Here is a 22,552-nt window from a genome sequence, read left to right as displayed (position 1 = left end):
TCATGGCAGAGATCACAGCTCAACTCGTTAAACAGCTCCGCGAAATGACCGACGCGGGCATGATGGACTGCAAAAAAGCACTCGTTGAGACCGATGGCGACATCGAAAAGGCGGTGGAATACCTCCGCGAAAAAGGACTCAGCAAAGCTGCCAAAAAAGCTGATCGTGTCGCTAGCGAAGGCGTGGTGAGCGTAGAAGTGGCGTCTGATTTCTCCAAAGCCTCTCTGCTTGAGATCAACTCTGAAACAGACTTTGTTGCCAAAAATGAGCAATTCAAAGAGCTTGTCGCCAAGACCTCCAAGCTCGTTCACGATCATGCTCTCTCCAGCACCGAAACCCTTCACACCGTCTCTGTAGATGGCATGGAGTTTAGCGAATACCTTCAACAAAATATCGCCAAGATCGGCGAGAATATTGTTGTTAGACGAATAGTCACCCTTGAAACCAAAAGGGGGGCGATCGTCAACGGTTATGTCCACTCTAACGGTCGTGTGGGCGTTTTAATCGGAATCAAATTTGGCAAAGAGGGCTCCAAGTCAGCGTGCGTTGAGCTCGCCAGAAACCTCTGCATGCATGCCGCAGCGATGAAACCTCAAGTGCTTAGCTATGAGGAGCTTGATCCTGAGTTCATCACCAAAGAGAAGGTTGCCCTAATCGCCGAACTTGAAAAAGAGAATGAAGAGCTCAAGCGACTTGGCAAACCCCTCCATCGAATCCCTGAATATATCAGCCGAAGCGAGCTCACCCCTAGCGTGCTCAAAAATCAAGAGCAAAAACTAAGAGAAGAGCTTAAGGCTCAGGGCAAACCTGAAGCGATTTGGGACAAAATCGTCCCCGGTCAACTTGAGCGATTCATTGCTGATAGCACCCTAATTGACCAACGATTGACCCTTTTGGGGCAGTTCTATGTCATGGATGATAAAAAGACCATCGCCCAAGTTCTTGAAGCCAAGGGCAAAGAGCTAGACGATAGCATCGAAATCGTTGACTATGTTCGATTCGAGCTAGGCGAAGGAATCGAGAAGAAAGCGTGCAACTTCGCCGAAGAAGTGGCCGCTCAACTAGGCTAATGCCCCTTCTTTCTGCCTCCTCTCTAGGTCATGCCTTTGAGCATGAGCTCTTTGGAGAGGTCTCCCTTGAAGCCGATTCGGGGGAGTGCGTCTCCATCATGGGCGTGAGCGGTAGCGGAAAATCAACGCTCCTTCACACCCTCTCTACCCTTCTTAAGCCTCTTGCAGGTGAGGTTAAGCTTTTTGATCAATCCATCTATCAACTCCCAACGGCCCAACTTTTGGAGCTTAGACGAGAAAAGCTTGGCATCATCTTCCAATCTCACTATCTCTTTAGGGGTTTCAGTGGAATCGAAAATCTCCAAGTTGCCTCCATTCTCTCCAAGCAGCCTCTAGATTACGAGCTTCTTGAGGCTTTTGGTATTGCACAAGTGGTGGAACAGAGCGTGGGCGAGCTCTCTGGAGGACAACAGCAGCGCCTCTCGATCGCTAGGGTTCTCACCAAAAAACCCCAAATCATCTTCGCGGACGAACCCACGGGGAATCTTGATCAAGAGACCGCCTCTAGCGTGATGGAAGCACTTTTTGATTATGTCAAAAGCCAAAAAGCACTCCTTCTCTTTGCCACCCATGACGCTAGTTTGGCGAAGCGATGCGATCGAATCTATCGTCTAGACAACAAGCGACTTTTGCCATGGAGCTTTTAAGCTCTCTCACCGAGGGAAATGTCACTGCTTTTTTGCTTCTTCTTTTGCGCTTTAGTGGCGTGATGTTTTTCTTTCCCTTTTTTGAGAATCAGCTCATCTCCACCAGCATTAAAGGCGCTCTCATCTTCTTTTTGACGATTCTCTTTTTCCCTGTCGTTCCCCTTCAATCACCCCCCACGCAAATCGTTGATTTCATGCTGGCAGGATTGAGCGAATTGATGCTGGGATTTCTTGCCTCGGTCGTTTTACAGATCGTCTTTGGGATGATCTCTTTTGGGGGAGAGGTGACCTCTTTTGCCATGGGTCTCACGATGGCCAGCGCTTATGACCCCGTCACAGGAGCACAAAAGCCTATCATCGGTCAGCTCATCACGCTCCTAGCCCTCTTGGTGATGTTAGCCCTTGACCTCCATCACCCCTTTTTTCTTTTTATTGCCGAATCGTTGCGACATATCCCACTGGGGGGATTTGTCTTTTCCCCTGATATCGCCTCCTACACGCTCAAGGCCTTTGCCAATCTCTTTCTTATTGGCTTTACGATGGCCTTCCCTATCGTTGCGCTTATCCTGCTCTCGGACATCATCTTTGGGATGATAGGCAAGGCTCACCCGCAATTTAACCTACTTGTGATTGGCTTCCCTGTAAAGATTGCCATTGCCTTCGCTGTATTAATCGTCATATTGCCCGCGATTCTTATCCACTTCAAGAGAGAATTCATTCTCGCACTAGAAGCCCTTAAAATCTTCTTTCAATAGGGGCGACAACGAGTTTTCATCTTCTCAAAATAGCGCTTGGCCTTTTGCGTCCACTCTAGATTTTCAGTGATTAGAAGCGTCTCGTAGTTGTTCTCAAAAGCACTCTTTGACCAATTAGCCGAGCCAATCAGCAGGCTTTTTCCATCAGAAATTGCCATTTTCATGTGCATCAGACCCTCATATTTATCATTTTTTGATCTTTCACCTTTGAGCGTGCAAGCCTCAATATGACGATATTTAGCGAGATATCCAATCGTGGAAACATCCACCCCTTTGTTGGCGCTCTCATCATAAATAAGTCGAATCTTCACCCCTCGCTCTGCTGCTTTTCTAATCGCTTTAGATATCTCTTTGTTGGTGAAGCTATAGATCGCCACATCCAAATCACTCTTGGTGTTGTCAATGAAACGAACGAGGGAGGCAAGCGCTTCTCTTTGCTCTTCTGGCATCAGATAAAACTGCTCCTTCGCTTCCAAAGAGAGTCCTAAAAGCCATATTGCAAACAGAAGTCGAACAGGAGCAAACATCGGATTTTCCTTGTCAAAGCGGAGATTAACTGCTATAATTTTACCCTTAAGCGTGACAATTTTTCCTTATCCATGCTTGCTAGAAGGAAGATTCATGAAACTGCTCCTCATCAACAAGAATCCTATCGTCAGGAAACTCGTCAAACTTAGCGCCGAAAAAGCGGGAATCGGAGTTGCCGAAGTTGAGTCATTCATGGAGGTCGAAGATTTCGATTTCGATTTTGTCTTTATCGACGATGAGAGTCTTGAAGAGGGCGCGTTAGAGACACTTTCAGAAAAAATTCCCCACGCAAAATATGGCTTCATCCACTCCAAGGATCGCCCAAGAGAATCGGGCTTCTCCCTCTTTGTTCAGAAGCCGTTTTTACCCACAGACATGGTCGATCTTCTTAAGAGTGAAGCCCAAGGGGGCTCTCCCAAAGAGTTCTTCCAAGGGGGTGCCTCTTCTTTAGCGGGCGAGGACGCCTTCTCCAAAGAGCTAGAAGAGTTCTCGCTAGACCTTCCTGAAGAGGTTGACGCTTCGCTCGAAAAAGGAGAGGATCTTGATTTTGATCTTGATGCACCCCTCTCCCTGGATGAACCTCTAGAGCTTCCTAAAAGCGAAGAAGACGCACCTCTTTTGGAAGATGATCTTTTGGATTCCCCTCAAGAGCTCGCCAACCAAGAGAGCGAAGATTTGGATTTAGATCTCGATTCTTTGGAGTTTGACGAAGAGTCCCCCGCACCAAGCCCAGAGACCCCCAAGAATGCCCCTATAGAGGTGGATATGGAGAATCTCTCTTTTGAAGAGACTCCTGCATCTGAACCCAAAGAGGAAGACCCCCTAAGCGACCTAGAGTGGGACGATTCCCTCCTTGAGGCCTCACCCGATTCTCTAGAGGTGGCCTCTAGCAAAGAGGCTTTAGCTCTTGATTCCTCAGCCCAAGAAGACCTAGACCTAGACCTAGATTCCTTGGGCTTCTCCCTAGAAGAAAAGGATGAGGAGCTGGAGGCTAAAGAGGAGAATCTCATCCCCGATGAGCCTCTTGAAGCGGGCGGTATTTTGGATGCTAACGACCTAGAAACTGTCAAACATCTCCTTGAAGAAGATGACCCCACCCCCATTCCTGCGGAGGATTTAGACATGAACGATATCAAAATAGAGAGTAGCGAGCTCGCCTCGCTCACCGAAGAGGCACTCAGTGAAGCCCTAGGCGAAGAGCTCACCCCAGATGAAGAGGAGGAGTTTAACTTTGAAGATGACACTCCCCCTGCGCCCATCCCTGCTGCTCCGTTGACTCAAGAGAAGAGCGAATCCTTCACAAGTGTCCAAAAAAGCGAAGCCCCTGCCGCCGAGGCAATCAAAAACCTCCAAGGGCTCTCCATCCCTGCGCTCAAAGAGTTGCTTGATGGAATGCAGCTCACCATCTCTATCTCCTTTCCCGATAAAAAATAATGGAACGATCTAAAGGCGCAATTCTTGTTCTCTCTGGGCCTAGCGGCTCAGGGAAAAGCTCTCTATGCAAAACCCTATTCAAAGAGATTAAAAACGCTTACTTTTCCGTCTCCACCACCACGCGCACTCCTCGTGAAGGCGAAATCGAAGGCAAGCATTACCATTTTGTTTCCAAGGAGAAGTTCCTAGAGGGAATCGAGGAGAATTTTTTCCTAGAGTGGGCTGAAGTCCATGGCAATTACTATGGCACCTCCAAAGAATCCGTCGAATCGGCTTTGGCTCAAGGAAAATTGGTGGTCTTTGATATTGATATTCAAGGACACCGCAACATCAAAGAATCTTATCCCGAGCTCACCACCTCTGTCTTCATCACCACACCCACCCAGCAAGAGCTCAGAGAGCGTCTCGTGCTCCGAGGAACCGACGATAAAGAGACGATTGATCTTCGCGTGATGCACGCCTACACGGAGATGAAACACATCAAAGAGTTTGACTTTGTGATCGTCAACAGAGACCTCAAAGAATCAGAAAAGCTTCTCCTCTCCATCGCCAGAGCAGCTCTCTCTAAAAGAATTCTCTACGATGTAGAAAGCCTTGTAGCCCGCTGGAAAAGCAAAGAGACTCCTAAGACTCCTAACAGTCAATAGGGAATATAATTGTCAAATTTTACCGAAGAAGGAGAGTTGTATGGGTATGCCCAGTATGCCTGAACTATTAGTCATTTTGGCTATTGTTGTTTTACTTTTTGGAGCTAAGAAGATTCCCGATCTTGCCAAGGGTCTAGGTTCAGGAATCAAGAATTTCAAAAAAGCGATGAAAGAGGATGAAGAGAGCGAAGTCTCTGTGACCAAAAGCGAAAAAATCGAAGAGGCTCCCAAAAACGAAAAGAGCGCCTCTACCCCTATTCAAGACACCACCAAACAAGCATAACAAGGCTACTTCGTTGCACCACACGATCAAACATCTCTTAGAAACCACGCTTGGCTTTTCCGTTGTTTTGGAAAAGCCCAAGGATAAAAATCACGGTCATTACGCTACTCCAGCTGCCTTCTCTTTGGCCAAAGAGCTAAAAAAGAATCCCGCCCTCATCGCTCAAGAGCTCTCCAAAAAGCTGAGTGAGATTGAGGTGTTTGAGAGCGTCCAAAGTGTTGGAGGATACATCAACTTTCGCCTAAAACAAGGCTTTCTTGATGCACAAGCCTCTTTAGCACTCTCTCAAGGCAGAGAGTTTGGCAAAGGAGACAAGCAAGGGAGCATTCTTTTAGAGTATGTGAGCGCTAACCCTACAGGACCTCTTCATATCGGTCATGCCAGAGGAGCGGTTTTAGGCGATGCCCTAAGCCGTATCGGCAGACACCTTGGCTATGCCCTAGAGACAGAGTATTACGTTAATGACGCGGGAAATCAAATCCATCTTCTTGGTCTCTCCATCTATCTGGCGGGCCGCGATTCTCTTCTCTCTCTTCCTGTCACCTACCCCGAGCAATACTACCGGGGTGAGTACATCGTAGATATTGCCAAGGAGGCACTCAAGAAGTGGGGGGAGAAGGCCTTTGCTGATGAAGCCTTTATCCCTGAGCTCTCCCTCTTCGGAAAAGAGTTGATGCTAGAGGAGATTCGCTCCAACCTAGCTGACACCCATATCCATTTTGACCATTATGTCAGTGAAAAATCTCTCTACCCCAGATGGGAGGAGACCTACGCCCTACTTCAGTCCCATCAGGGGTGCTACGAAGGGGGAGGCAAAGTTTGGCTGCGTTCAAGCGCTCATGGAGACGAAAAGGATCGAGTGATTGTTCGAGAGAGCGGGGAACCAACCTATTTAGCGGGAGACATCATCTACCATGCCGATAAGTTTGCTCGCCCCTATGATCGCTACATCAACATTTGGGGAGCCGATCATCACGGATATATTGCGAGAGTTAAGGCAGCTATTGAGTTTTTGGGCCACGATTCATCAAAACTTGAAGTGCTCCTCTCTCAGATGGTCACCCTGCTCAAAGGGGGACAACCTTATAAAATGAGCAAACGAGCAGGCAATTTTATCCTTATGAGGGATGTGCTTGAAGATATTGGCGCAGATGCGCTACGCTTCATTTTTTTGAGTAAAAAGCCTGACACTCACTTGGAGTTTGATGTGGATGATCTCAATAAAGAGGATTCAAGCAACCCTATCTTTTATATCAACTATGCACACGCTCGCATCCATACAATGCTTGGCAAATCAAGCCTTGATTCCCAAGAGATTGAAGCGGCCTCTTTGGAGGGCTTAGAAGACTCAATTTTTGATCTTCTCTTCCTCTCGCTCCAACTCCCTCAAGTGCTAGAAGATTCCTTTGAGAATCGTGCCATTCAAAAGGTCGCCGAATATCTCCGAGCCCTCGCTGGAGAGTTTCACAAATTTTACAACGAGCATAAAATCCTAGAGACCCCTCAAGAGGCTGCCCTTCTCAAGGTTTGCAAAGTTGTAGCCCTCTCCCTCTCTCAGGGTCTTGCACTTCTGGGAATCACTGCCAAAGAGAGGATGTAATCCTCTCTAGCGTGCGTTCAATTCCTTCTCAAAATAGCCCTTGCCTTCGCTCGTCTCAATCATTGCCTGAAGCTTCCATCGCCCCTCTTTGGGGAATTGGATGGCGGGCGTGGCATAGACTCCTTTGCCTACTTCCCTGCCTTCTCCAAGGTCTATATCTTCGCGCGCTGTGTGGGGTCGGGTGAGTCTAAATGTGACCTTCGCCCCTTCAACCCCCTCTTGGGTCTCTCTTTTTAAAAGCTCAATAGAGACCCCTTGAGGTAGATTCATCTCGACTTTAGAGGAGAAGGGCTTGATAGCGTAGAGCCCCCAGAATCGCTTCTGCTCTTGCTGGATTTCATTAATATTAGAATCAACCTGTTGATAATAACTCATATAGGAGTTGTCTAATTCTACGGGATTTTTAAGCGCTAGATTGACCGTCCAAATAATCATTCCCACCACGGTCATGGTCACCAAGAAGATTCCTAGAGGCCAAAAATTCTTCTCTCTCATCATTTTTTCCTTATCCATCGAAATACAAAGAGCAGTAAAAGCGTGAACATCATAAAGTAGAGCACCACTCGGACAAACACTTTGGTTCCCTTGTCCTCAGAAACAAAAGAGTGCTCTAACTTCACGCCCGCCTTCTCCGCCACGCTATCGGCAATCTGAACATAACCATTTAAAAGCATCGCTGATATGTTAGAGGCAGTAAGCTCATTCTCTTTTTTGGGAATGAGCGGCACGATATAGTTCCAATAAACATCCTTTTTGTCAAAAAGCTTCTCCACCTCACCCTCAGCCACCACATCAATCTTTTTTTCCTTCTTGGCAAAGAAGATAAAGGCATAGGGGCGTTTGAAATCTTTGGCCAACTCCTCTTCATAGGACTTGAAATCGCGTCCTTCTAGGTTCTCTAGGGCCACCAAATAGAGAGAGACTCCTGTCTTTTCTTGGAGCTCTTGAGCGAGCAGATGAACAAAGGCTTCAGTCTTGGGGACAAGCTGGGCGTGGGGGTTGATCACATAGGGTGAAGAGAACGCGGCTAGCGTGGCGGGCAGAAATAAAAAGAGGGCAAGGAGACAAACTCTCCCCGCCCTTTGAACAACAACTTTCACCGAACTAGACAACAAAGGGAAGCATTCCAGGGATGAATGCTACCACGATGGAGACAACAATCAAAACCAAATGCGCCACAAAAAGGATTTTTTCAAGGCTGTTATATTTTGTCATTTCCATCCTCCTTATTTGGTTGAGCGATACTGTTTTTCGTTATCACTGTTGTACATCTGAATATCGTGTGCTTTTTCAAGGCGATAGTAATTAGTTGCCTCCTCTTTTTGCACCCCGATAGCCAAGAAAGTGAACACTCCAACAACGCTAAGCAGCAACACAACCGCTACTAGATATCCAAGTAGTCCATTGACTCCGAACAATCCATTCATTTCCTGCTCCTCTGCTTACTTGTTAGAATAGATGAAGTTAGCCAAAGCTTTCTTCTGAATCTCGGTCAACATAGGTGCTTTGAAGGCAGGCATTCCACCGATATGACCCTTTTTACCTTTCTCTAGGACCTCCGCAACAAAGGTGGCGGTGCCATATTGAGTCAAGTCAGGCGCTTGTCCGCCAAGCCCTTTACCATCATCCCCGTGGCAGGAAGAGCATGTACCAGTGACCCAGATCTCTCGCCCCTGCTCGACGAGCGCGGGGTTCTTGCTCTTTTTCACTTCAGAAAGTTCTGCCATCACAAAAGCGGCAACAGCTTTAGCGCTTGCTTCATCCACAAGACCCGCAGGCATTTCGCCCAAAGGATAGTTAAGACCCTTAGCTCCCTGTAAAACTGCATCAACAATTCCCTCTTCGCGACCCCATCGAGTAAGGTTGGCAGCTTTGCCATTCATCCCCTCGGTGGTCTCACCATGACACTGGGAGCACTGTACCAAAAAGATACTTTGACCCATCTCAACCAAGGTCTTATGGTCGGCATTTGCCCATTTGCTTTCAAATTTAGCATTATGGCTCTTCACCTCTTCATTGTACTCCCCAATTTGAGAGTAGGCATTAAGGGGATAGCCAATAAACCAATACCAAAAGCCCCAAACGATAAGCGCGAGATAAGTCACGCCCCAACCAATAGGAATATCGTTTTTAAACTCTCCGATACCATCCCAACTCTCTTTTGCCAGCTCACCCTCAGCCCGACTGTCCTTCATCTTCTTGATGTAACCACCCGCGACGAAGATAGTCAAAGCTAAAATGACCGCAGCACCCAGCAATGACAGCGCATTAACGCTATCTTCAAGATTTAGCCATTCCATATTCTTTTAGCTCTCCTTCTTTGGATTCTCAGTTTTTTCTTCGCGCGCTTCGACGAGAGAATCAGTGAGCTCATCATCCAGAGCCAGCCTGCCATACTTTTCGTAATCCCTAGTCCCCTTGATTTGACTCCTATAGATATGAAAAATATACCCACACAGAAAAATCACCAACGCTAGAGAGAAGAACCAATAGGCGTACGCCTGAATCTCTCGCAAAGCTTCCATATCCACGATTAGTTCGCCCTTCTTTTTTGTCCGAGGCTATTCATGTAGGCGATCAAAGCAACAATCTCTTTGATTTCACCCCGAGCCAAGGCGTCTTTGACATCTTGATTTTTCATGTCTTCAACGATAAGTTTTGCCTCTTCAAACATAGCCGCTTTTGCCTCTTCAAAACTTCCTAGCTTAATCCCACTAGGTTGATCATAGGGAACCCCAAAGACCACTTTGTTTGTATAGGCTTCCGCATAGGCCGTTTCGATATCAGCCGCATTTTTAAACATATGCTTGTAGGCGGGCATGATTGAACCGGGCACCACAGAAGTAGGATCCATCATGTGATTCTCGTGCCAATCAGTGGTTCGATAATCACCCACGCGGTGAAGATCAGGACCTGTTCGCTTAGAACCCCACAAGAAGGGTCGATCATAGGCGTACTCACCGCTAAGGCTGTAAGCTCCATATCGATCGGTTTCAGATTTGAAAGGCCGAACGAGCTGCGAGTGGCAGGCGTTGCAACTCTCTTTGATGTAGAGCTGTCGTCCTGCGGTTTCCAACATACTATAGGGCTTTAAATTTTCCGTAGGTCTAGAGGCTTTCGCAAAATCGGGAAGAATCTCAACCAAACCCGCGATAGAAAAGACCAACAAAAAGGCAACGGTGAAGAAAAATGGATTTCGTTCTAACCAGTTAAACATGACTTCCTTCCTCCTTTATGCAGCCATAGGCGTAGCGTAAGTGGGCTCTTTCTCAAGCTCTTTAGCCGCCACCATCGTCATGATGATATTATAGGTGAACATGAAGAAACCTACTAAATAGAGAAGACCTCCGATGGCTCGGATGGTGTAGTAGGGCATGAGCACCGTGACTGTATCGATGAAGGAGTAGGCAAGGTTACCAAATTCATCCGTGGCTCTCCACATCATCCCTTGGGTAATACCTGCAATCCACATACTAGAGAAGTAGAGGATGATCGCTGTGGTCTGAATCCAGAACTGAGCATCCATGAGCTGCTTAGAGTAGATCTCTCTCTTAAACATTCGAGGAACCATATGGTAAACCGCCGCAATCACTGTGAAGCCGACCCATCCAAGAGTACCATCGTGAACGTGTCCAACAATCCAATCGGTGAAGTGCGCTAGTGCATTAACAGATTTGATAGATTGAATAGGCCCTTCAAGGGTGCTTAGCATATAGAAAGTGGATGCCAAAACCAAGAATTTAATCATGGGTGATTCTTTGAGCTGATGCCACTGCCCCTTCATTGTAAGAAGCATGTTGACCGCCGTTCCCCAGGAGGGCAGAATTAAAATAACTGAGAAGATAGAGCCAAGAGACTGCATCCAATCAGGCACAGTAGAGTAAAGAAGGTGGTGACTGCCCGCCCAAATATAAACAAACATCAAGCCCCAGAAAGAGAAGAGCGTCAATTTATAAGAGAAGATAGGCTGACCTGATTCTTTAGGCAAGAAGTAGTAGATAAGACCGATGATAGCCGAAGTAAAGACAAACGCCACAGCATTGTGTCCAAACCACCACTGAACCATCGCATCGTTGGTTCCAGAATAGAGAGAGACGGAGTTAAAGAAACTTCCATAACCAGAGACAAGATAGGTAGGAACCGCAAGGTTATTAAAGATGTAAAGAGCAGAAATCGCCACAAAGGTCGCGATGAAATACCAAAGCGAAATATAGATCGTCTGCTCTCGTCTAACCCCCATGCTTCCAAAAAGACTAATCCCCCACAAAACCCAGACTACAACCACCAAAAGGTCTAGAGGCCAAACGAGCTCTGAGTACTCTTTGGATTGAGTGAGTCCTGCAAAAAGCGATACAACCGCCAATGCCATAAGCACAATATAAGCCCAAAAGTGAACATGTCCGATCACTTTAAGGAAAGGGTGCTCGTTATAGGTGATTTTGAGCACTCTTTGGCCAAGATAGTACCAACCCGCCCAAACACCGCTCAAGGTGAAGCCATAAATGATACCGTTAGTGTGCAGCGGTCTCAATCGACTAAATGTCCCATACTCGCCCGCTAAATAGTTGAGCTCAGGAAACGCCATCTGGAATGCGATCACAACCCCTAGTAGCAACCCCACTATACCAAAGGCAATCGTCGCATAGACGAAAAGCTTGGATATAGAGTAGTCATACTCTAGTGCAGAATTTGATTGCATACATCATCCTCCTTTTGTGGATTAAGTAACAAAAAATATTAAGAGCGAAACCATTAATTGTAGGTTAGGGAGGATGATATTTCGCTTAAATTGGGAAAAGTCATTATGATTTATTCAAAATATCTTTTTTAAGTTAATTTAAATATAACTTTTGGACTCTCGATTTTATCGGGGATTACAAGGCGTAAGAAGGAGTGTATCGGTTAATTTTCTTTTATCTATTTTATAACCAAAGCCCAATAACTAGGGTTTGGTTTTAGAAATTTGAGCTTCTTTTCTTTCTAAGCGTACCAAAAAATCACTAGGGGCGACGCTTGAGCCAGCGATAGCCCAACGCCATGAGACTCAAAATCACCCCTCCCGTGATGAAAACCTCAATCAATCCTACAGGTTCACAGAGGTCAAACATCAGCCTATTGCTCCCGCACATCTCTCGCAGAGCGTCTCCTCTTTAGGTGAGACAAATTGCCAACACCTAGGGCATCGATGCAAGGTCGCCCTAAGGAGCCGATAGGTTAATCCCGCCAGCTCAAAGCTCGCAAGCTCTTCGCCCTTGGCCTCTTTGAGCACTTCACTCACCATCATCCACTTGGCCAAGCCTCCAAAGTCCTCTTCTTTAGGAGGCAGAAGCAGATTGACCTCCAATGTATTTTTAAGCCTCTTCTCTTTTTTAAGGCCATCCACCACTTCAAAGAATTTGGCTCGAAGCTCTTCAAGCTTGACGAAGTCAACTTTGGGTGCCTCCACCAAAGGGAGGGGCTCATAGACAAGGTCAAAAACACTTTGAGCGCCCCCTTTGAGCACCTCTCCAGCATGCTCAAGTGCCTCATCGACTGTATAGGTGAGAACGGGCGCAAGCGTGGCAAGCAGGGCGCGCAGAGTGTAGGCCATGGCACTTTGACTAGCGCGGCGTGTTTTGGAATTTTTGCCATCGCAATAGAGGCTATCTTTGCAAAGATCAAGGTAAATTCCGCTCAAGGCATTGGTGATAAAGTAGTTGATCTCTTGAAGCCCTTTAGAGAAATCGTATCGCCCAAATAGCGCATTAGTCTCCTCTAGCGCCACTCTTGCCTCTTGCATGAACCATCGATCAATCTCGCTTAAATCCTCTAGGGGCGAAAGTCGCTCTAAATCATTAGTGTTCGCCAGCAAAAATCGAATCGTGTTACGAATCTTGCGATAGTTTTCCGCCACCTGCTTGAGGATGTTTTGAGAGATTTTAAGATCGCTTTGGTAGTCGCTAGAGGCGACCCAGAGCCTCAAAATCTCACTTCCAAACTCTTTGAGAACATCCTTGGGGGCGATGACATTGCCTTTGCTTTTGCTCATCTTCTCGCCCTTCTCATCCACTGTGAAGCCGTGCGTGAGAATCGACTGGTAGGGGGCGTGGTGATTGATGGCGCAGCTCACAAGGAGCGAACTTTGGAACCACCCTCGATGCTGATCGCTCCCCTCAAGATACATCGAAGCAGGATAGTTGCCCGCCTCATACGCACTAGAGAGCAGGACAGCCTTCCATGTGGAGCCACTATCAAACCAAACATCCAAAATATGGTGAATCTTCTCGAGGCTATCCGCTCGATTCTTCCAGCTAGCAGGGAGAAGATAGGCGTTATCTCGGCTCCACCACGCATCGCACCCCTCTTGCTCAAAAATCCCCGCGATATGCTCCAACACTTCGGCATCAAAGATCATCTCTCCACTCTGTCTATCGCGGAAAAAAGCGATAGGCACGCCCCAATCTCGCTGTCTAGAGATACACCAATCGGGGCGATTCTCAATCATGCTCCCTAGGCGCTTAATTCCATGATCAGGGTAGAAGCAGGTCTTTTGAATCTCTTCAAGTGCGATCTCCCTAAGACTCTTCCCAACTCCTTGAATAGACTCATCCATCAACACGAACCACTGCTTAGTGGCTCGAAAAATCACGGGCTCATGAGAGCGCCAGCAGTGCGGATAGGAGTGAGTGATTTGGGTGTGCTTGAGCAAAGCATCGCCCAAAAGCCCCAAGATTCTCTTTTGTGCTTCAAAAATATGCATTCCGACAAAAGAATCAGCCTCAGGCAGAAGCGATTCTCTTTGAATCGTCTCATCAAAGCGTCCCTCATCATCCACGGGCATGAGCACAGGAAGGTTGTATCTAAGCCCCACACGGTAGTCATCTTCGCCATGCCCAGGAGCCGTGTGCACGCATCCCGTGCCATCACTAACCTCGACATGCTCTCCAAGAACAATACGAGAATCCCGCCCATTTAGAGGGTTTTGCGCCAAAAGATTCTCAAGGGTTGAAGAATCAAACTCTTGTAAAATCGAACCGCCTACCACGCCCAAGGCCGTGAGCTTCTCCACTAGATTCTTGGCCACAACCTTGCCATCGCTCATGAGCACATAGAGCTCTTTGGGTCTAAGTGCCACCGCCACATTGGCAGGGAGCGTCCAAGGCGTGGTCGTCCAGATCACTAGCACAGCCCTCTTTACACCTAGTCGCTCTAGTGCCTCTTTTTGAAGAGGAAAAGCCACATAGACCGAATCGCTCACCTTATCCTGATACTCAACCTCTGCCTCCGCCAGTGCAGTCTTGCAAGCCCAGCTCCAATAAACAGGCTTGCTTCGCTCCGCTAAAAGACCCTTTTGGGCGATCTGGCAAAGCGCTCGGTAGATCGCTGCTTCAAAAGGAAAATCCATCGTTTTATAGGGATTTTCAAAATCCCCCACCACGCCAAGCTCTAAAAATTCGCTCTTTTGGATAGCAATAAATTCGGCCGCATGAGCACGGCAAAGCTCTCGAATCTTCTCTTTGGGGAGTGAATCTTTTTTCTCTTTGCCCAGCTTCTTCTCTACTTGTTGCTCAATGGGAAGCCCGTGGCAATCCCACCCAGGAACATAGGAGACTTTTTTACCTTGGAAATAGTGATATTTGACGATGGTGTCTTTGAGAATCTTATTGAGCGCGTGCCCTATGTGAAGATGCCCATTCGCATAGGGAGGGCCATCGTGAAGATTGAAGCACTCTTTGGCTCCTTCGCGATTCTTCTGCATCTTGGCATAGACTTTCTCCTCGCGCCACTTCTCGTAGCGCTTGGGCTCATTCTCTGGGAGAGAGGCTCTCATAGGGAATGTCGTGGAGGGCAGCTCTATCGTCTCTTTATAATCCATCATCCATCTCCTTGGGCTTTTGGACATCGCCCCTGTTTTTAGGGCGCGATTCTAGCCCAAAGCCGTTTAACCGGTTATTAAGCTAAGATTTTTTCTCTTTTCTTTTTTTTGAGCCTGAACCACTCTCCACGGGCTTAAGATTGACCACCTGCGAATAGCGCGTGGCGATGCTTGGGTCAGGAAGCAAGCAGACGCTGCATTGATCCTTGCCTTCATAGTCGATTCGGGAGAGGAGATCACGAGCAATATTGAGGCGCGCCCGTTTTTTATCATTAGAATCAATCACCACCCAAGGCGCATAGGGGGTATGGGTGCGAGCGAACATCTTTTGAAACGCTTCGGTGTACTCATCCCAAAGCCCTAGTGACTTCTCATCAATAGGGCTTAGTTTCCACATTCGAAGAGGATCTGTCTTGCGTCGTTCGATTCGCTTGAGCTGCTCTTCTTGGCCCACATCTAAAAAATATTTAAACACCAAAAAGCCGCTTCCTAGGAGCATCTGCTCTAAATTGGGCACCTGATAGATAAACTCTTTGTATTGCTCATTCGTGCAAAATCCCATCACCTTCTCTACGCCCGCGCGGTTATACCAGCTACGGTCAAAAAAGACGATCTCGCCCCCCACGGGAAGCTCGTTGATATAGCGCTGAAAGTACCATTGCGTCTTCTCTACATCGCTTGGCTTTTGCAGAGCCACCACACGCGCACCTCTAGGATTGAGATGCTCCGTGAGCGCTTTAATAGTGCCCCCTTTGCCCGCACCATCACGACCCTCTAGGATAATAATGATCTTTTTTTCACTTTGCTTGACCCAATTTTGAAGCTTCACCAGCTCAATTTGAAGCTTCACCAGCTCCTTTTTATAAAATGATTCTTTGAGCTTTCCGCTCTCATCGTAAGCTTTTTGGAGATTCTCCTCTTCGGGCCTGATCACGATCTGCTTTGCCAAATACTCCTCCTTGTGTCGTGCTATAATGGTTCTTTAGACTTTATCACTCTATTCCATTTTCTATTACATATAGATAAGAGGTTCAATCGATGCAATCTTTAGCTTTGGCTTTTGTAGGAGATTCTCTCATTCGTCATGATGACTTTTGCGACTATGCCATCCGAAAGGCTCGCTCACAACTTGGAATCCCCTCTTGTGTTTCTAGATTCTCCGATAATGATAAAAATCTTTTTCTTTCACTAGAATACCTTGTGAAAAATTCTCATCAGCTAATTCTTTTAAGCCCTAAAGAATCACTTCCCACGGTGATGAAGCTCATCGCCACCCTTCATGAAGACACCCTCATTTGGCAAAACGAGCGCCTTATTCCCTCCAAGACCCTTCACGCAGAAAAGGGGAGCTATCTTCTAGAGTTAGAGGGATGCCTCATTAATCTCTTAGAGGTTGATGAGCTAGGCGAGCTCCCTGCGATTCTTTTACCTCCAGCCAAAGAGGAGATTTGCCTCTACCTTATGGGAATCGACGAAGAGAGCGCTCTGCTCCTGCTCTCTCCACTAGCCCAATCCCACAATCTCTCCCTCAAAGCCCTCTCTCACGCTCAAGGCTTTGGGATGCTCTTGGCTAAACCGCTCAAGTTTAGCGATGAAGAGAGCTTTTTAGAGGGTGTGAAGGCGCTTTTTGGAGAGAAGATTCTTCCTGCTTCCTCGCTTGCCTCTAAGGTGGTCGAGATTCTTTCACAAAAAAAACATGTTGTGACGACGGCTGAGAGCTGCACGGGGGGAGATGTGGCACAAATTCTCACTCAGATTCCAGGCGCCTCAGAGGTCTTTCATGGAGGCGTGATCACCTACGACAATGAGATCAAAGAGCGCTGGCTCGAGGTTGAACGGGAGCATCTGGATCTCTATGGCGCAGTGAGCGAAGCCGTGGTGAAGGATATGCTCAAAGGCGCTCTCAGGGTCGCTCGCGCCCACTACTCTTTGGCCATCAGTGGAATTGCAGGCCCTGGAGGGGGGAGTGATCATAAACCTGTCGGAACCGTCTTTATTGGAGTTCGCTCCCAAGAGGGCCAAGAGATCGTCGAAAGACTCCTTTTTAAGGGGGATCGCCGATACATTCAGAGGCAAGCCGCGCTCCATGGGCTCTATCTCTTGCTTCGCCTTCTTTTGGAGGGAGAGTGATTTTCAAGTGAAACTTCTTGACAAACCAAAAAAAAGCCACTATAATTCCAGCTCCTTTACGCCAAGGACGTAAAAAACGACCTTGTGAGAGAGGATGTTTGTGACCCGTTAGCTCAGCTGGTAGAGCAATTCCCTTTTAAGGAATGGGCCGTTGGTTCGAATCCAACACGGGTCACCACTTCACACCAATGTTATAAATAAAAGTGGCCCCTTCATCTAGCGGTCAGGATACCACCCTTTCACGGTGGCTACAGGGGTTCGAGTCCCCTAGGGGTCACCACTTTTATTTATTTCTTCTTTTTCACGATTCAATGAGACGCTGATAATCTTATACATTCGGTCGCTTAGCTCAGTTGGTAGAGCGCCACCCTTACAAGGTGGATGTCACAAGTTCGAGTCTTGTAGCGACCACCACTTACATGGAGCGGTAGTTCAGTTGGTTAGAATACCTGCCTGTCACGCAGGGGGTCGCGGGTTCGAGCCCCGTCCGCTCCGCCACCTTAAAGCCACTTCAAATCAAATATTAATTGTCGACACACCTTTTAATAGAGACCCCTTCATCTAGTGGCCAAGGATACCACCCTTTCACGGTGGCTACAGGAGTTCAAATCTCCTAGGGGTCGCCACTTTTGCCTCTTTTGACTCCGAACTCTTATTTTTTATATATTTTTAATCTCTTTTTAAATACTCTCTCTGCATGAGAAACTTTATCCTTCTATTCTTCTTCGGATCATTGATGTGGCTGCTCTCTGGATGCGGCGAGGACAAGAGCAAGCAGTTTGGCTTTGGCTCAAGCGACTGCAATGAGGTCCATCGCAACTGCATGAATCAGTGCACCAAAGAGGGCAAGCCCATGAATCAGTGCCTCAATGATTGCGAAAAAGCCCGCTCCATGTGCGCTGCCATCAAGGTCAAGGGTTGTATGCAAAACTGTAACCAACGCTATGGCAAAGACTCTTCTTCGGCGGAAATTTGCAAGAGGCGTTGTCAGGAAAATGACGGCGTTGCCTTCTAAGCTCCCTTCTAGCCTGACTCTTTTGTAACTTCTCTTCTTCTTGTGAGCCTAGCCCTGAGGCGAGTTCTAATCTTTTGCATTGTAGAATGGGGGATTAGCAAAACTTTTGCCAAAGGAGTCTAGATGTCGAGAAAACTTCTTTTGCGCACTGGTGCGGGGCTTTTTTTCCTCCTTCTTGTCGCGCTCACCCTTCCTTTCACCCCTATAGGGAATTCCCTTTTAAAACCCTATGTCCAAAAAAAGATCAACGAAACCTCGCCCATCCCTTTGGAATTGACCCAGTTTCGCCTAGGATTTTCCTCTTTTAATCTTCTCTTCCAGGGAGGAGAATCGCTCACGGCAAATCTCAAGGGCAACTACTCCCTCCTCTCTCAAAGCGTGGATGCCCTCTTTGATCTCAAGGTCAACGACCTCTCTTATGCTTCTTCGCTGGCTTCCGTTCCCCTTCAGGGAGCCTTCACGCTGAGCGCCAAGGCTTCAGGGAATCGAGAAAAGCTCTCCATCATCGGAGAGAGCGATATCGCCCAAGGGGAGACAAAATTTCTCATCGAGCTCCGATCTTTTGCCCTCTATTCTGCGATTGCCAATGTCAAAAAAGCGCGACTTGAGACCCTGCTAGCAACCCTTGGCAAACCCTCCTACGCCAAAGCCGCTCTTTATCTTGATTTGAAACTTGAAAGCGCTCCTGAAGGTGGATTCAAGGGGGAAGCCGAGCTTTTGGCCAATGATGGTGAGGCCTCAAAAGAGGTGATGAAGCAGGAGTTTGACATCATCATCCCCTCCACTCTTTTCAATCTTAAACTCGCAAGTCATTTTAATGGGGATAACGTTGCGCACAATCTCAAATTTGCCTCTAACATTGGCAACATCAACACATCAGGCGCCACCAATCTCAAAACACTTGCCACCGATTCTCTTTATGCCCTTGATCTAAGCGACCTCTCCCCCCTCACTCCTTTGGCAGGAGTGCCCTTAAGAGGCAAGCTCAAAGCTCAAGGCACCCTTAAGGGCGATAAAAAATCCCTCCTTCTAGATGGAAGCACTGATCTGGCTGGCTCTCAAAGCTCCTACCTCATCACACTTCAAGACCTCGCCCCTGCCACCGCCGATATCAGCGTGAGCAACCTGAAACTAGAGCGCCTCCTCTTTATGCTAGGCAAGCCCCAGTATGTCACAGGCAATCTCAACCTTAACGCCTCCCTCAAAGATTTTAAAGAGGGAATCTCCGGTGAACTCAAAATGGAAGTCCCCTCGGCAATCACTAGCAAAGAACCTATTGAACGCGATTTCAATCTCTCCATGCCTGCCACCAAGCTCTCCCTCGCCTCTTCTATGCTTCTTCATCAAGGCAAAGGCAATGCCAAAATCCACCTCGATTCGGATCTCTTAAAGCTTGTCGCCCCCAAAGTACAGGTTGTTACGCTTCCTGCTTTGATGATTGAAGCCCCCTATGAGCTTCTCATTCCTGACCTCTCTAGACTCGCCTTCCTCACCAAGCAAAAGCTTAAAGGCGATCTCAAAGCCACGGGAAAAATCCAGCACTCCCCTCAATCGCTCATCGCTGATTTCTTTAGCCAAACCCTTGGAGGCGAAGTGAGTGGCAAGCTTCAAAACGATGACCTCTCCCTCAAGCTCTCCCAAGTCGAGTTTCTGGAGCTCCTTAAAATGCTTGACTATCCTGCGCTCTTCTCTTCCAAAACCGATGGTTCGTTTCTCTACAATCTCACCAAAGAAGAGGGAATCTTAGAAGCACAAGCTCAAAAGGGTCGATTCTTGGAGAATCAGCTATCCCTTCTTCTGCGCCCCCTCTTTGGAATCGACCTCACCAAGGAGGTTTACAATCACGCCACGCTCAAAAGCAAGATCAACAAGGGGGTGATTTTGTCTGATCTTGCAATGAAGAGTCAAAACACCGAATTGCACTCCCAGAATGCCCTAATTGATACTGATCGTAACAAAATAGACGCCAAGCTGGAGGCTAAATTTAAAGATCGTCCTGCCACGCTCACTCTAGAGGGAGCTTTGGACAAACCTAAAATCTCTATCGATACCCACGGCCTTTTGCAAGATAAGGCCGGTAAAGCGGTTGAAAAATATGTTCCAGAAAAGGTGAAAGAGCCTGTCAAGAATCTCATCAAGGGACTTTTCTAACTCCCTTGATGTTACAAATTGTAATGTGGTTTTGAGTTTTTTGAGCTACTTTTTTTCTTTTATTAAATTTTAATTTACACCCCCCTTCCTCAATAAAGTTTTAGCTTAAATAAATCAAAGTTTTAGGTTACATTTGTTTATATTTCAGGGCAATTTCAAAAAACAAAAGGTGTGAAGAATGACGGAAGAGCTATTGAAAAAATACCCCGAGGTATTGGAATATCATACGGGCGGAAAGCTTCAGGTTGTGCCCAAGTCCAAGCTAAAGAACCAAAAAGACCTCTCTTTGGCTTACACTCCTGGTGTCGCCGTGCCCTGCAAAGTGATCGAAGCGGATCCCTTTAAGGCGTTTGACTACACCACCAAAGGCAACCTTGTTGCGGTCATCTCCAATGGAACCGCTGTCCTTGGTCTAGGCGATATTGGTGCACTTGCGGGCAAACCCGTCATGGAAGGAAAAGCAGTGCTCTTTAAGAGCTTTGCCAATATCGATTCTTTTGACATTGAAGTGGATGAGAAAGATCCTGATAAATTCATCGACATCGTTCGGGCCATCGCTCCTACCTTTGGGGGAATCAATCTTGAAGATATCAAAGCTCCCGAATGCTTCTATATCGAAGACCGCCTCAAAGAGCTTCTAGACATTCCCGTGATGCATGACGACCAACATGGCACCGCGATCATCTCCGCCGCTGCCCTCATGAACGCCATCGAACTTGTCGGCAAAAAGTTTGAAGATCTTAAAGTGGTCGTCGTGGGTGCAGGTGCCGCCGCAATCTCTTGCTCAAGAATCTACAAAAGTCTTGGCGTCAAAAATATTGTGATGTTTGATAGCAAAGGTGCAATCACCGCTTCTAGAACCGACCTCAACTCCACTAAACAAGAGTTTATCTGTCAAGAAGAGTACAAGAGCTACAAAGAGGCTCTTCAAGGTGCGGATGTGCTCCTAGGTCTCTCCAAGGCTGACATCATTAAGGGTGAAGATATCGAAGGAATGAATCCCAATCCCATGGTCTTTGCGATGAGCAATCCCACTCCTGAGATCATGCCCGATGTGGCCAAAGCCGCTCGACCCGATGTGATCATGGCTACAGGGCGTAGCGACTTCCCCAATCAAATCAACAACGTCCTTGGTTTCCCCTATATCTTCAAAGGGGCGCTCAAAGTCCGCGCCACCAAGATCAACGAAGAGATGAAAATCGCCGCGGCTAAAGGCCTCGCCGCTTTGGCCAAACTTCCTGTTCCCAAAGAGCTTGAAGAGATTCATGGCCGACCTCTTGCCTATGGCAAAGAGTATCTCATCCCCTCCCCTTTTGACCCCCGACTCAACGAATTTGTCTCTGAGGCTGTAGCCAAAGCGGCTATCAAGAGCGGTGTCGCAAGAATCACCACTCTATAACTCTTCCCTAGAATAATAAGCCTTGGTCTTCCCCAAGGCTTATTCACACCTTCGCTTCTTGAGCAACGCTCACCATTTTAAAGTATAATAGCGACATCAACCCCCTTTTTAGGAGAATCTTTGGAATCGCCTCACCTCTCCGTCCTCAAAAATGAAGTACTCGAAATTTTCGCCCCCTTGAGTGAGGGCTACTTCATTGACTGCACTTTAGGCTTTGGAGGTCACAGCGAGGCCATTTTAAAGGCGCACCCAAAACTCTCACTCATTGGAATCGACCAAGACCCTCACGCCCTTGAATTCAGTCAAAAACGCCTAGCCCCCTTCAAGGATCGCTTTAGCTTCAGAGAGGGTCGATTCTCTGAAGTTCTCCCCACGCTCAAAGAGCTCCCTATTGCTGGGATTCTTGCGGATATTGGCGTCTCTTCGCTTCAACTAGATGATTCCTCTAGGGGATTCTCTTTTCACTCTGAAAGACTGGATATGCGAATGAACCCAAACGCTCAACTCAGCGCCCTAGAAGTGGTCAATAGCTACCCCCAAGATCGCCTAGAGAGAATCTTTAAGGAGTATGGAGAGATCAAGGAATCTAAAAAACTCGTCTCTCTTATCTCCGAGGAACGCAAAAAAGGGAGAATCACAAGCGCTGAGGCACTCAGCCGCCTCATCGAACGCCATTTCAAAAGAGTGGGCAACATCCATCCTGCCACCCTCGCTTTTCAAGCGATTCGCATCGAGGTCAATGATGAGCTAGGCGAGATCGGGCGCGCCCTGCAAACCATAGGAGAGATCGCCAAGGGGCGTGTAAGCATTATCTCCTTTCACTCCCTAGAAGATCGCCTTGTTAAGAATTTTTTCAAAGAGTGGTCTAACTCTTGCCTCTGCCCCCCTGAAGCCTTTCGCTGCACCTGCGGAAACAACCACGAAAAGGGTCAGATTCTCACCAAAAAGCCCCTTGTGGCCACCCCAGAGGAATCCAAAGCCAATCCAAGGTCAAGAAGCGCTAAAATGCGGGCTTTTGAGTTTAAATCGTAGGGACTT

Annotated in this window: 23 protein-coding genes and 5 tRNA genes; 17 read left to right on the top strand and 11 right to left on the bottom strand. The window is 47.4% G+C overall.

Going from position 1 to position 22,552, the window contains the following annotated elements; genetic code table 11:
* Positions 1-2 precede the first annotated feature (2 nt).
* The 3 genes from tsf to fliR are packed head-to-tail and all read left to right on the top strand — an operon-like array spanning position 3 to position 2,472.
* Positions 3-1,070 (top strand): translation elongation factor Ts, encoded by a 1,068-nt coding sequence (gene tsf / locus WS_RS00980; RefSeq protein ID WP_011138154.1) that lies wholly within the window; start codon positions 3-5, stop codon positions 1,068-1,070.
* A complete protein-coding gene (locus tag WS_RS00975) occupies positions 1,070-1,717 on the top strand; it encodes an ABC transporter ATP-binding protein (protein WP_011138153.1) in 648 nt (215 codons plus the stop codon). Before tsf ends, WS_RS00975 begins: the two co-directional genes overlap by 1 nt.
* Entirely contained in the window at positions 1,705-2,472 is a 768-nt protein-coding gene (gene fliR / locus WS_RS00970; protein WP_011138152.1) for a flagellar biosynthetic protein FliR, read from the top strand. Before WS_RS00975 ends, fliR begins: the two co-directional genes overlap by 13 nt.
* On the opposite strand, the gene WS_RS00965 is transcribed toward fliR, so the two are convergent.
* Entirely contained in the window at positions 2,466-2,999 is a 534-nt protein-coding gene (locus tag WS_RS00965) for a phospholipase D-like domain-containing protein (protein WP_011138151.1), read from the bottom strand. The genes fliR and WS_RS00965 overlap by 7 nt on opposite strands.
* 94 nt (positions 3,000-3,093) lie before the next feature.
* Here WS_RS00965 and WS_RS00960 point away from each other — a divergent pair, with 94 nt between their 5' ends.
* Genes WS_RS00960 through argS form a run of 4 tightly spaced genes read left to right on the top strand, consistent with a single transcriptional unit; the run spans position 3,094 to position 6,964 of the window.
* Positions 3,094-4,434 (top strand): hypothetical protein, encoded by a 1,341-nt coding sequence (locus WS_RS00960; RefSeq protein ID WP_041571673.1) that lies wholly within the window; start codon positions 3,094-3,096, stop codon positions 4,432-4,434.
* Complete coding sequence (gene gmk / locus WS_RS00955; protein ID WP_011138149.1) at positions 4,434-5,081, top strand: guanylate kinase; 648 nt, start codon at positions 4,434-4,436, stop codon at positions 5,079-5,081. Before WS_RS00960 ends, gmk begins: the two co-directional genes overlap by 1 nt.
* A 40-nt stretch (positions 5,082-5,121) precedes the next feature.
* Positions 5,122-5,364, top strand: a complete 243-nt coding sequence (locus WS_RS00950) for a Sec-independent protein translocase subunit TatA/TatB (protein WP_011138148.1) — start codon at positions 5,122-5,124, stop codon at positions 5,362-5,364.
* A 13-nt stretch (positions 5,365-5,377) separates the two neighbouring features.
* Positions 5,378-6,964 carry an arginine--tRNA ligase gene (argS, locus tag WS_RS00945; RefSeq protein ID WP_011138147.1) on the top strand — a complete coding sequence of 529 codons (1,587 nt, stop codon included), beginning with the start codon at positions 5,378-5,380 and terminating at the stop codon, positions 6,962-6,964.
* Positions 6,965-6,970: 6 nt separating this feature from the next.
* On the opposite strand, the gene WS_RS00940 is transcribed toward argS, so the two are convergent.
* From WS_RS00940 to ppk2, 10 genes are all read right to left on the bottom strand, one after another.
* Complete coding sequence (locus tag WS_RS00940) at positions 6,971-7,459, bottom strand: FixH family protein (protein ID WP_049770608.1); 489 nt, start codon at positions 7,457-7,459, stop codon at positions 6,971-6,973.
* Positions 7,459-8,076, bottom strand: coding sequence for a hypothetical protein (locus WS_RS00935; RefSeq protein ID WP_011138145.1), 618 nt, complete (start codon positions 8,074-8,076; stop codon positions 7,459-7,461). The genes WS_RS00940 and WS_RS00935 overlap by 1 nt, the downstream gene beginning before the upstream one ends.
* Positions 8,077-8,190: 114 nt before the next feature.
* Positions 8,191-8,391: a DUF4006 family protein gene (locus tag WS_RS00930; protein WP_011138144.1), complete on the bottom strand. Its 201-nt coding sequence runs from the start codon at positions 8,389-8,391 to the stop codon at positions 8,191-8,193.
* A gap of 15 nt (positions 8,392-8,406) precedes the next feature.
* Complete coding sequence (locus WS_RS00925) at positions 8,407-9,264, bottom strand: c-type cytochrome (RefSeq protein ID WP_011138143.1); 858 nt, start codon at positions 9,262-9,264, stop codon at positions 8,407-8,409.
* A 6-nt stretch (positions 9,265-9,270) separates the two neighbouring features.
* Positions 9,271-9,495, bottom strand: coding sequence for a cytochrome c oxidase, cbb3-type, CcoQ subunit (locus WS_RS00920; RefSeq protein WP_011138142.1), 225 nt, complete (start codon positions 9,493-9,495; stop codon positions 9,271-9,273).
* Between the two features lie 2 nt (positions 9,496-9,497).
* Positions 9,498-10,181 carry a cytochrome-c oxidase, cbb3-type subunit II gene (gene ccoO / locus WS_RS00915; RefSeq protein WP_011138141.1) on the bottom strand — a complete coding sequence of 228 codons (684 nt, stop codon included), beginning with the start codon at positions 10,179-10,181 and terminating at the stop codon, positions 9,498-9,500.
* 15 nt (positions 10,182-10,196) lie between these two features.
* Positions 10,197-11,663 carry a cytochrome-c oxidase, cbb3-type subunit I gene (gene ccoN / locus WS_RS00910; RefSeq protein WP_011138140.1) on the bottom strand — a complete coding sequence of 489 codons (1,467 nt, stop codon included), beginning with the start codon at positions 11,661-11,663 and terminating at the stop codon, positions 10,197-10,199.
* Positions 11,664-11,964: 301 nt separating this feature from the next.
* Complete coding sequence (locus WS_RS11200) at positions 11,965-12,093, bottom strand: hypothetical protein (RefSeq protein ID WP_269470907.1); 129 nt, start codon at positions 12,091-12,093, stop codon at positions 11,965-11,967.
* Positions 12,072-14,819 carry an isoleucine--tRNA ligase gene (gene ileS, locus WS_RS00905; protein ID WP_011138139.1) on the bottom strand — a complete coding sequence of 916 codons (2,748 nt, stop codon included), beginning with the start codon at positions 14,817-14,819 and terminating at the stop codon, positions 12,072-12,074. Before ileS ends, WS_RS11200 begins: the two co-directional genes overlap by 22 nt.
* A gap of 82 nt (positions 14,820-14,901) precedes the next feature.
* Positions 14,902-15,768 (bottom strand): polyphosphate kinase 2, encoded by an 867-nt coding sequence (gene ppk2 / locus WS_RS00900; RefSeq protein WP_011138138.1) that lies wholly within the window; start codon positions 15,766-15,768, stop codon positions 14,902-14,904.
* Positions 15,769-15,857: 89 nt separating this feature from the next.
* Here ppk2 and WS_RS00895 point away from each other — a divergent pair, with 89 nt between their 5' ends.
* The 10 genes from WS_RS00895 (at position 15,858) to rsmH (ending at position 22,546) form a co-directional block, all read left to right on the top strand.
* Positions 15,858-16,949, top strand: a complete 1,092-nt coding sequence (locus WS_RS00895; protein ID WP_011138137.1) for a CinA family protein — start codon at positions 15,858-15,860, stop codon at positions 16,947-16,949.
* A gap of 102 nt (positions 16,950-17,051) precedes the next feature.
* Positions 17,052-17,127 (top strand) — tRNA-Lys (locus WS_RS00890).
* 27 nt (positions 17,128-17,154) lie between these two features.
* A tRNA-Glu gene (locus tag WS_RS00885) sits at positions 17,155-17,229 on the top strand.
* Positions 17,230-17,287: 58 nt separating this feature from the next.
* Positions 17,288-17,363 (top strand) — tRNA-Val (locus WS_RS00880).
* A 7-nt stretch (positions 17,364-17,370) separates the two neighbouring features.
* Positions 17,371-17,447, top strand: a tRNA-Asp gene (locus WS_RS00875).
* A gap of 52 nt (positions 17,448-17,499) precedes the next feature.
* A tRNA-Glu gene (locus WS_RS00870) sits at positions 17,500-17,575 on the top strand.
* Positions 17,576-17,685: 110 nt separating this feature from the next.
* The gene (locus WS_RS00865) at positions 17,686-17,964 is read left to right on the top strand and encodes a hypothetical protein (protein ID WP_041571672.1); all 279 of its coding nucleotides are present in this window, start codon (positions 17,686-17,688) and stop codon (positions 17,962-17,964) included.
* A 123-nt stretch (positions 17,965-18,087) separates the two neighbouring features.
* Complete coding sequence (locus tag WS_RS00860) at positions 18,088-20,115, top strand: translocation/assembly module TamB domain-containing protein (protein ID WP_011138135.1); 2,028 nt, start codon at positions 18,088-18,090, stop codon at positions 20,113-20,115.
* A 178-nt stretch (positions 20,116-20,293) separates the two neighbouring features.
* Positions 20,294-21,514 carry a malic enzyme-like NAD(P)-binding protein gene (locus tag WS_RS00855; protein WP_011138134.1) on the top strand — a complete coding sequence of 407 codons (1,221 nt, stop codon included), beginning with the start codon at positions 20,294-20,296 and terminating at the stop codon, positions 21,512-21,514.
* Positions 21,515-21,634: 120 nt separating this feature from the next.
* Positions 21,635-22,546 carry a 16S rRNA (cytosine(1402)-N(4))-methyltransferase RsmH gene (gene rsmH, locus WS_RS00850; RefSeq protein ID WP_011138133.1) on the top strand — a complete coding sequence of 304 codons (912 nt, stop codon included), beginning with the start codon at positions 21,635-21,637 and terminating at the stop codon, positions 22,544-22,546.
* Positions 22,547-22,552 lie beyond the last annotated feature (6 nt).

The sequence above is a fragment of the Wolinella succinogenes DSM 1740 genome (assembly GCF_000196135.1).
Classification (GTDB): Bacteria; Campylobacterota; Campylobacteria; order Campylobacterales; family Helicobacteraceae; genus Wolinella; species Wolinella succinogenes.
Note: the sequence above shows the minus strand (reverse complement) of the source record. Positions and strands in the feature narration are given on the sequence as shown.

Bases quoted from the DNA above. Each gene is read 5' to 3' on its own strand.
- WS_RS11200 (WP_269470907.1), bottom strand. From the start codon at position 12,093: ATGTGCGGGAGCAATAGGCTGATGTTTGACCTCTGTGAACCTGTAGGA.
- WS_RS00930 (WP_011138144.1), bottom strand. From the start codon at position 8,391: ATGAATGGATTGTTCGGAGTCAATGGACTACTTGGATATCTAGTAGCG.
- WS_RS00950 (WP_011138148.1), top strand. From the start codon at position 5,122: ATGGGTATGCCCAGTATGCCTGAACTATTAGTCATTTTGGCTATTGTT.
- WS_RS00960 (WP_041571673.1), top strand. From the start codon at position 3,094: ATGAAACTGCTCCTCATCAACAAGAATCCTATCGTCAGGAAACTCGTC.
- WS_RS00895 (WP_011138137.1), top strand. From the start codon at position 15,858: ATGCAATCTTTAGCTTTGGCTTTTGTAGGAGATTCTCTCATTCGTCAT.
- WS_RS00865 (WP_041571672.1), top strand. From the start codon at position 17,686: ATGTGGCTGCTCTCTGGATGCGGCGAGGACAAGAGCAAGCAGTTTGGC.
- WS_RS00855 (WP_011138134.1), top strand. From the start codon at position 20,294: ATGACGGAAGAGCTATTGAAAAAATACCCCGAGGTATTGGAATATCAT.
- ccoO (WP_011138141.1), bottom strand. From the start codon at position 10,181: ATGTTTAACTGGTTAGAACGAAATCCATTTTTCTTCACCGTTGCCTTT.
- ccoN (WP_011138140.1), bottom strand. From the start codon at position 11,663: ATGCAATCAAATTCTGCACTAGAGTATGACTACTCTATATCCAAGCTT.
- tsf (WP_011138154.1), top strand. From the start codon at position 3: ATGGCAGAGATCACAGCTCAACTCGTTAAACAGCTCCGCGAAATGACC.
- ileS (WP_011138139.1), bottom strand. From the start codon at position 14,819: ATGGATTATAAAGAGACGATAGAGCTGCCCTCCACGACATTCCCTATG.
- fliR (WP_011138152.1), top strand. From the start codon at position 1,705: ATGGAGCTTTTAAGCTCTCTCACCGAGGGAAATGTCACTGCTTTTTTG.
- WS_RS00965 (WP_011138151.1), bottom strand. From the start codon at position 2,999: ATGTTTGCTCCTGTTCGACTTCTGTTTGCAATATGGCTTTTAGGACTC.
- WS_RS00975 (WP_011138153.1), top strand. From the start codon at position 1,070: ATGCCCCTTCTTTCTGCCTCCTCTCTAGGTCATGCCTTTGAGCATGAG.
- WS_RS00940 (WP_049770608.1), bottom strand. From the start codon at position 7,459: ATGAGAGAGAAGAATTTTTGGCCTCTAGGAATCTTCTTGGTGACCATG.
- WS_RS00860 (WP_011138135.1), top strand. From the start codon at position 18,088: ATGTCGAGAAAACTTCTTTTGCGCACTGGTGCGGGGCTTTTTTTCCTC.
- gmk (WP_011138149.1), top strand. From the start codon at position 4,434: ATGGAACGATCTAAAGGCGCAATTCTTGTTCTCTCTGGGCCTAGCGGC.
- WS_RS00925 (WP_011138143.1), bottom strand. From the start codon at position 9,264: ATGGAATGGCTAAATCTTGAAGATAGCGTTAATGCGCTGTCATTGCTG.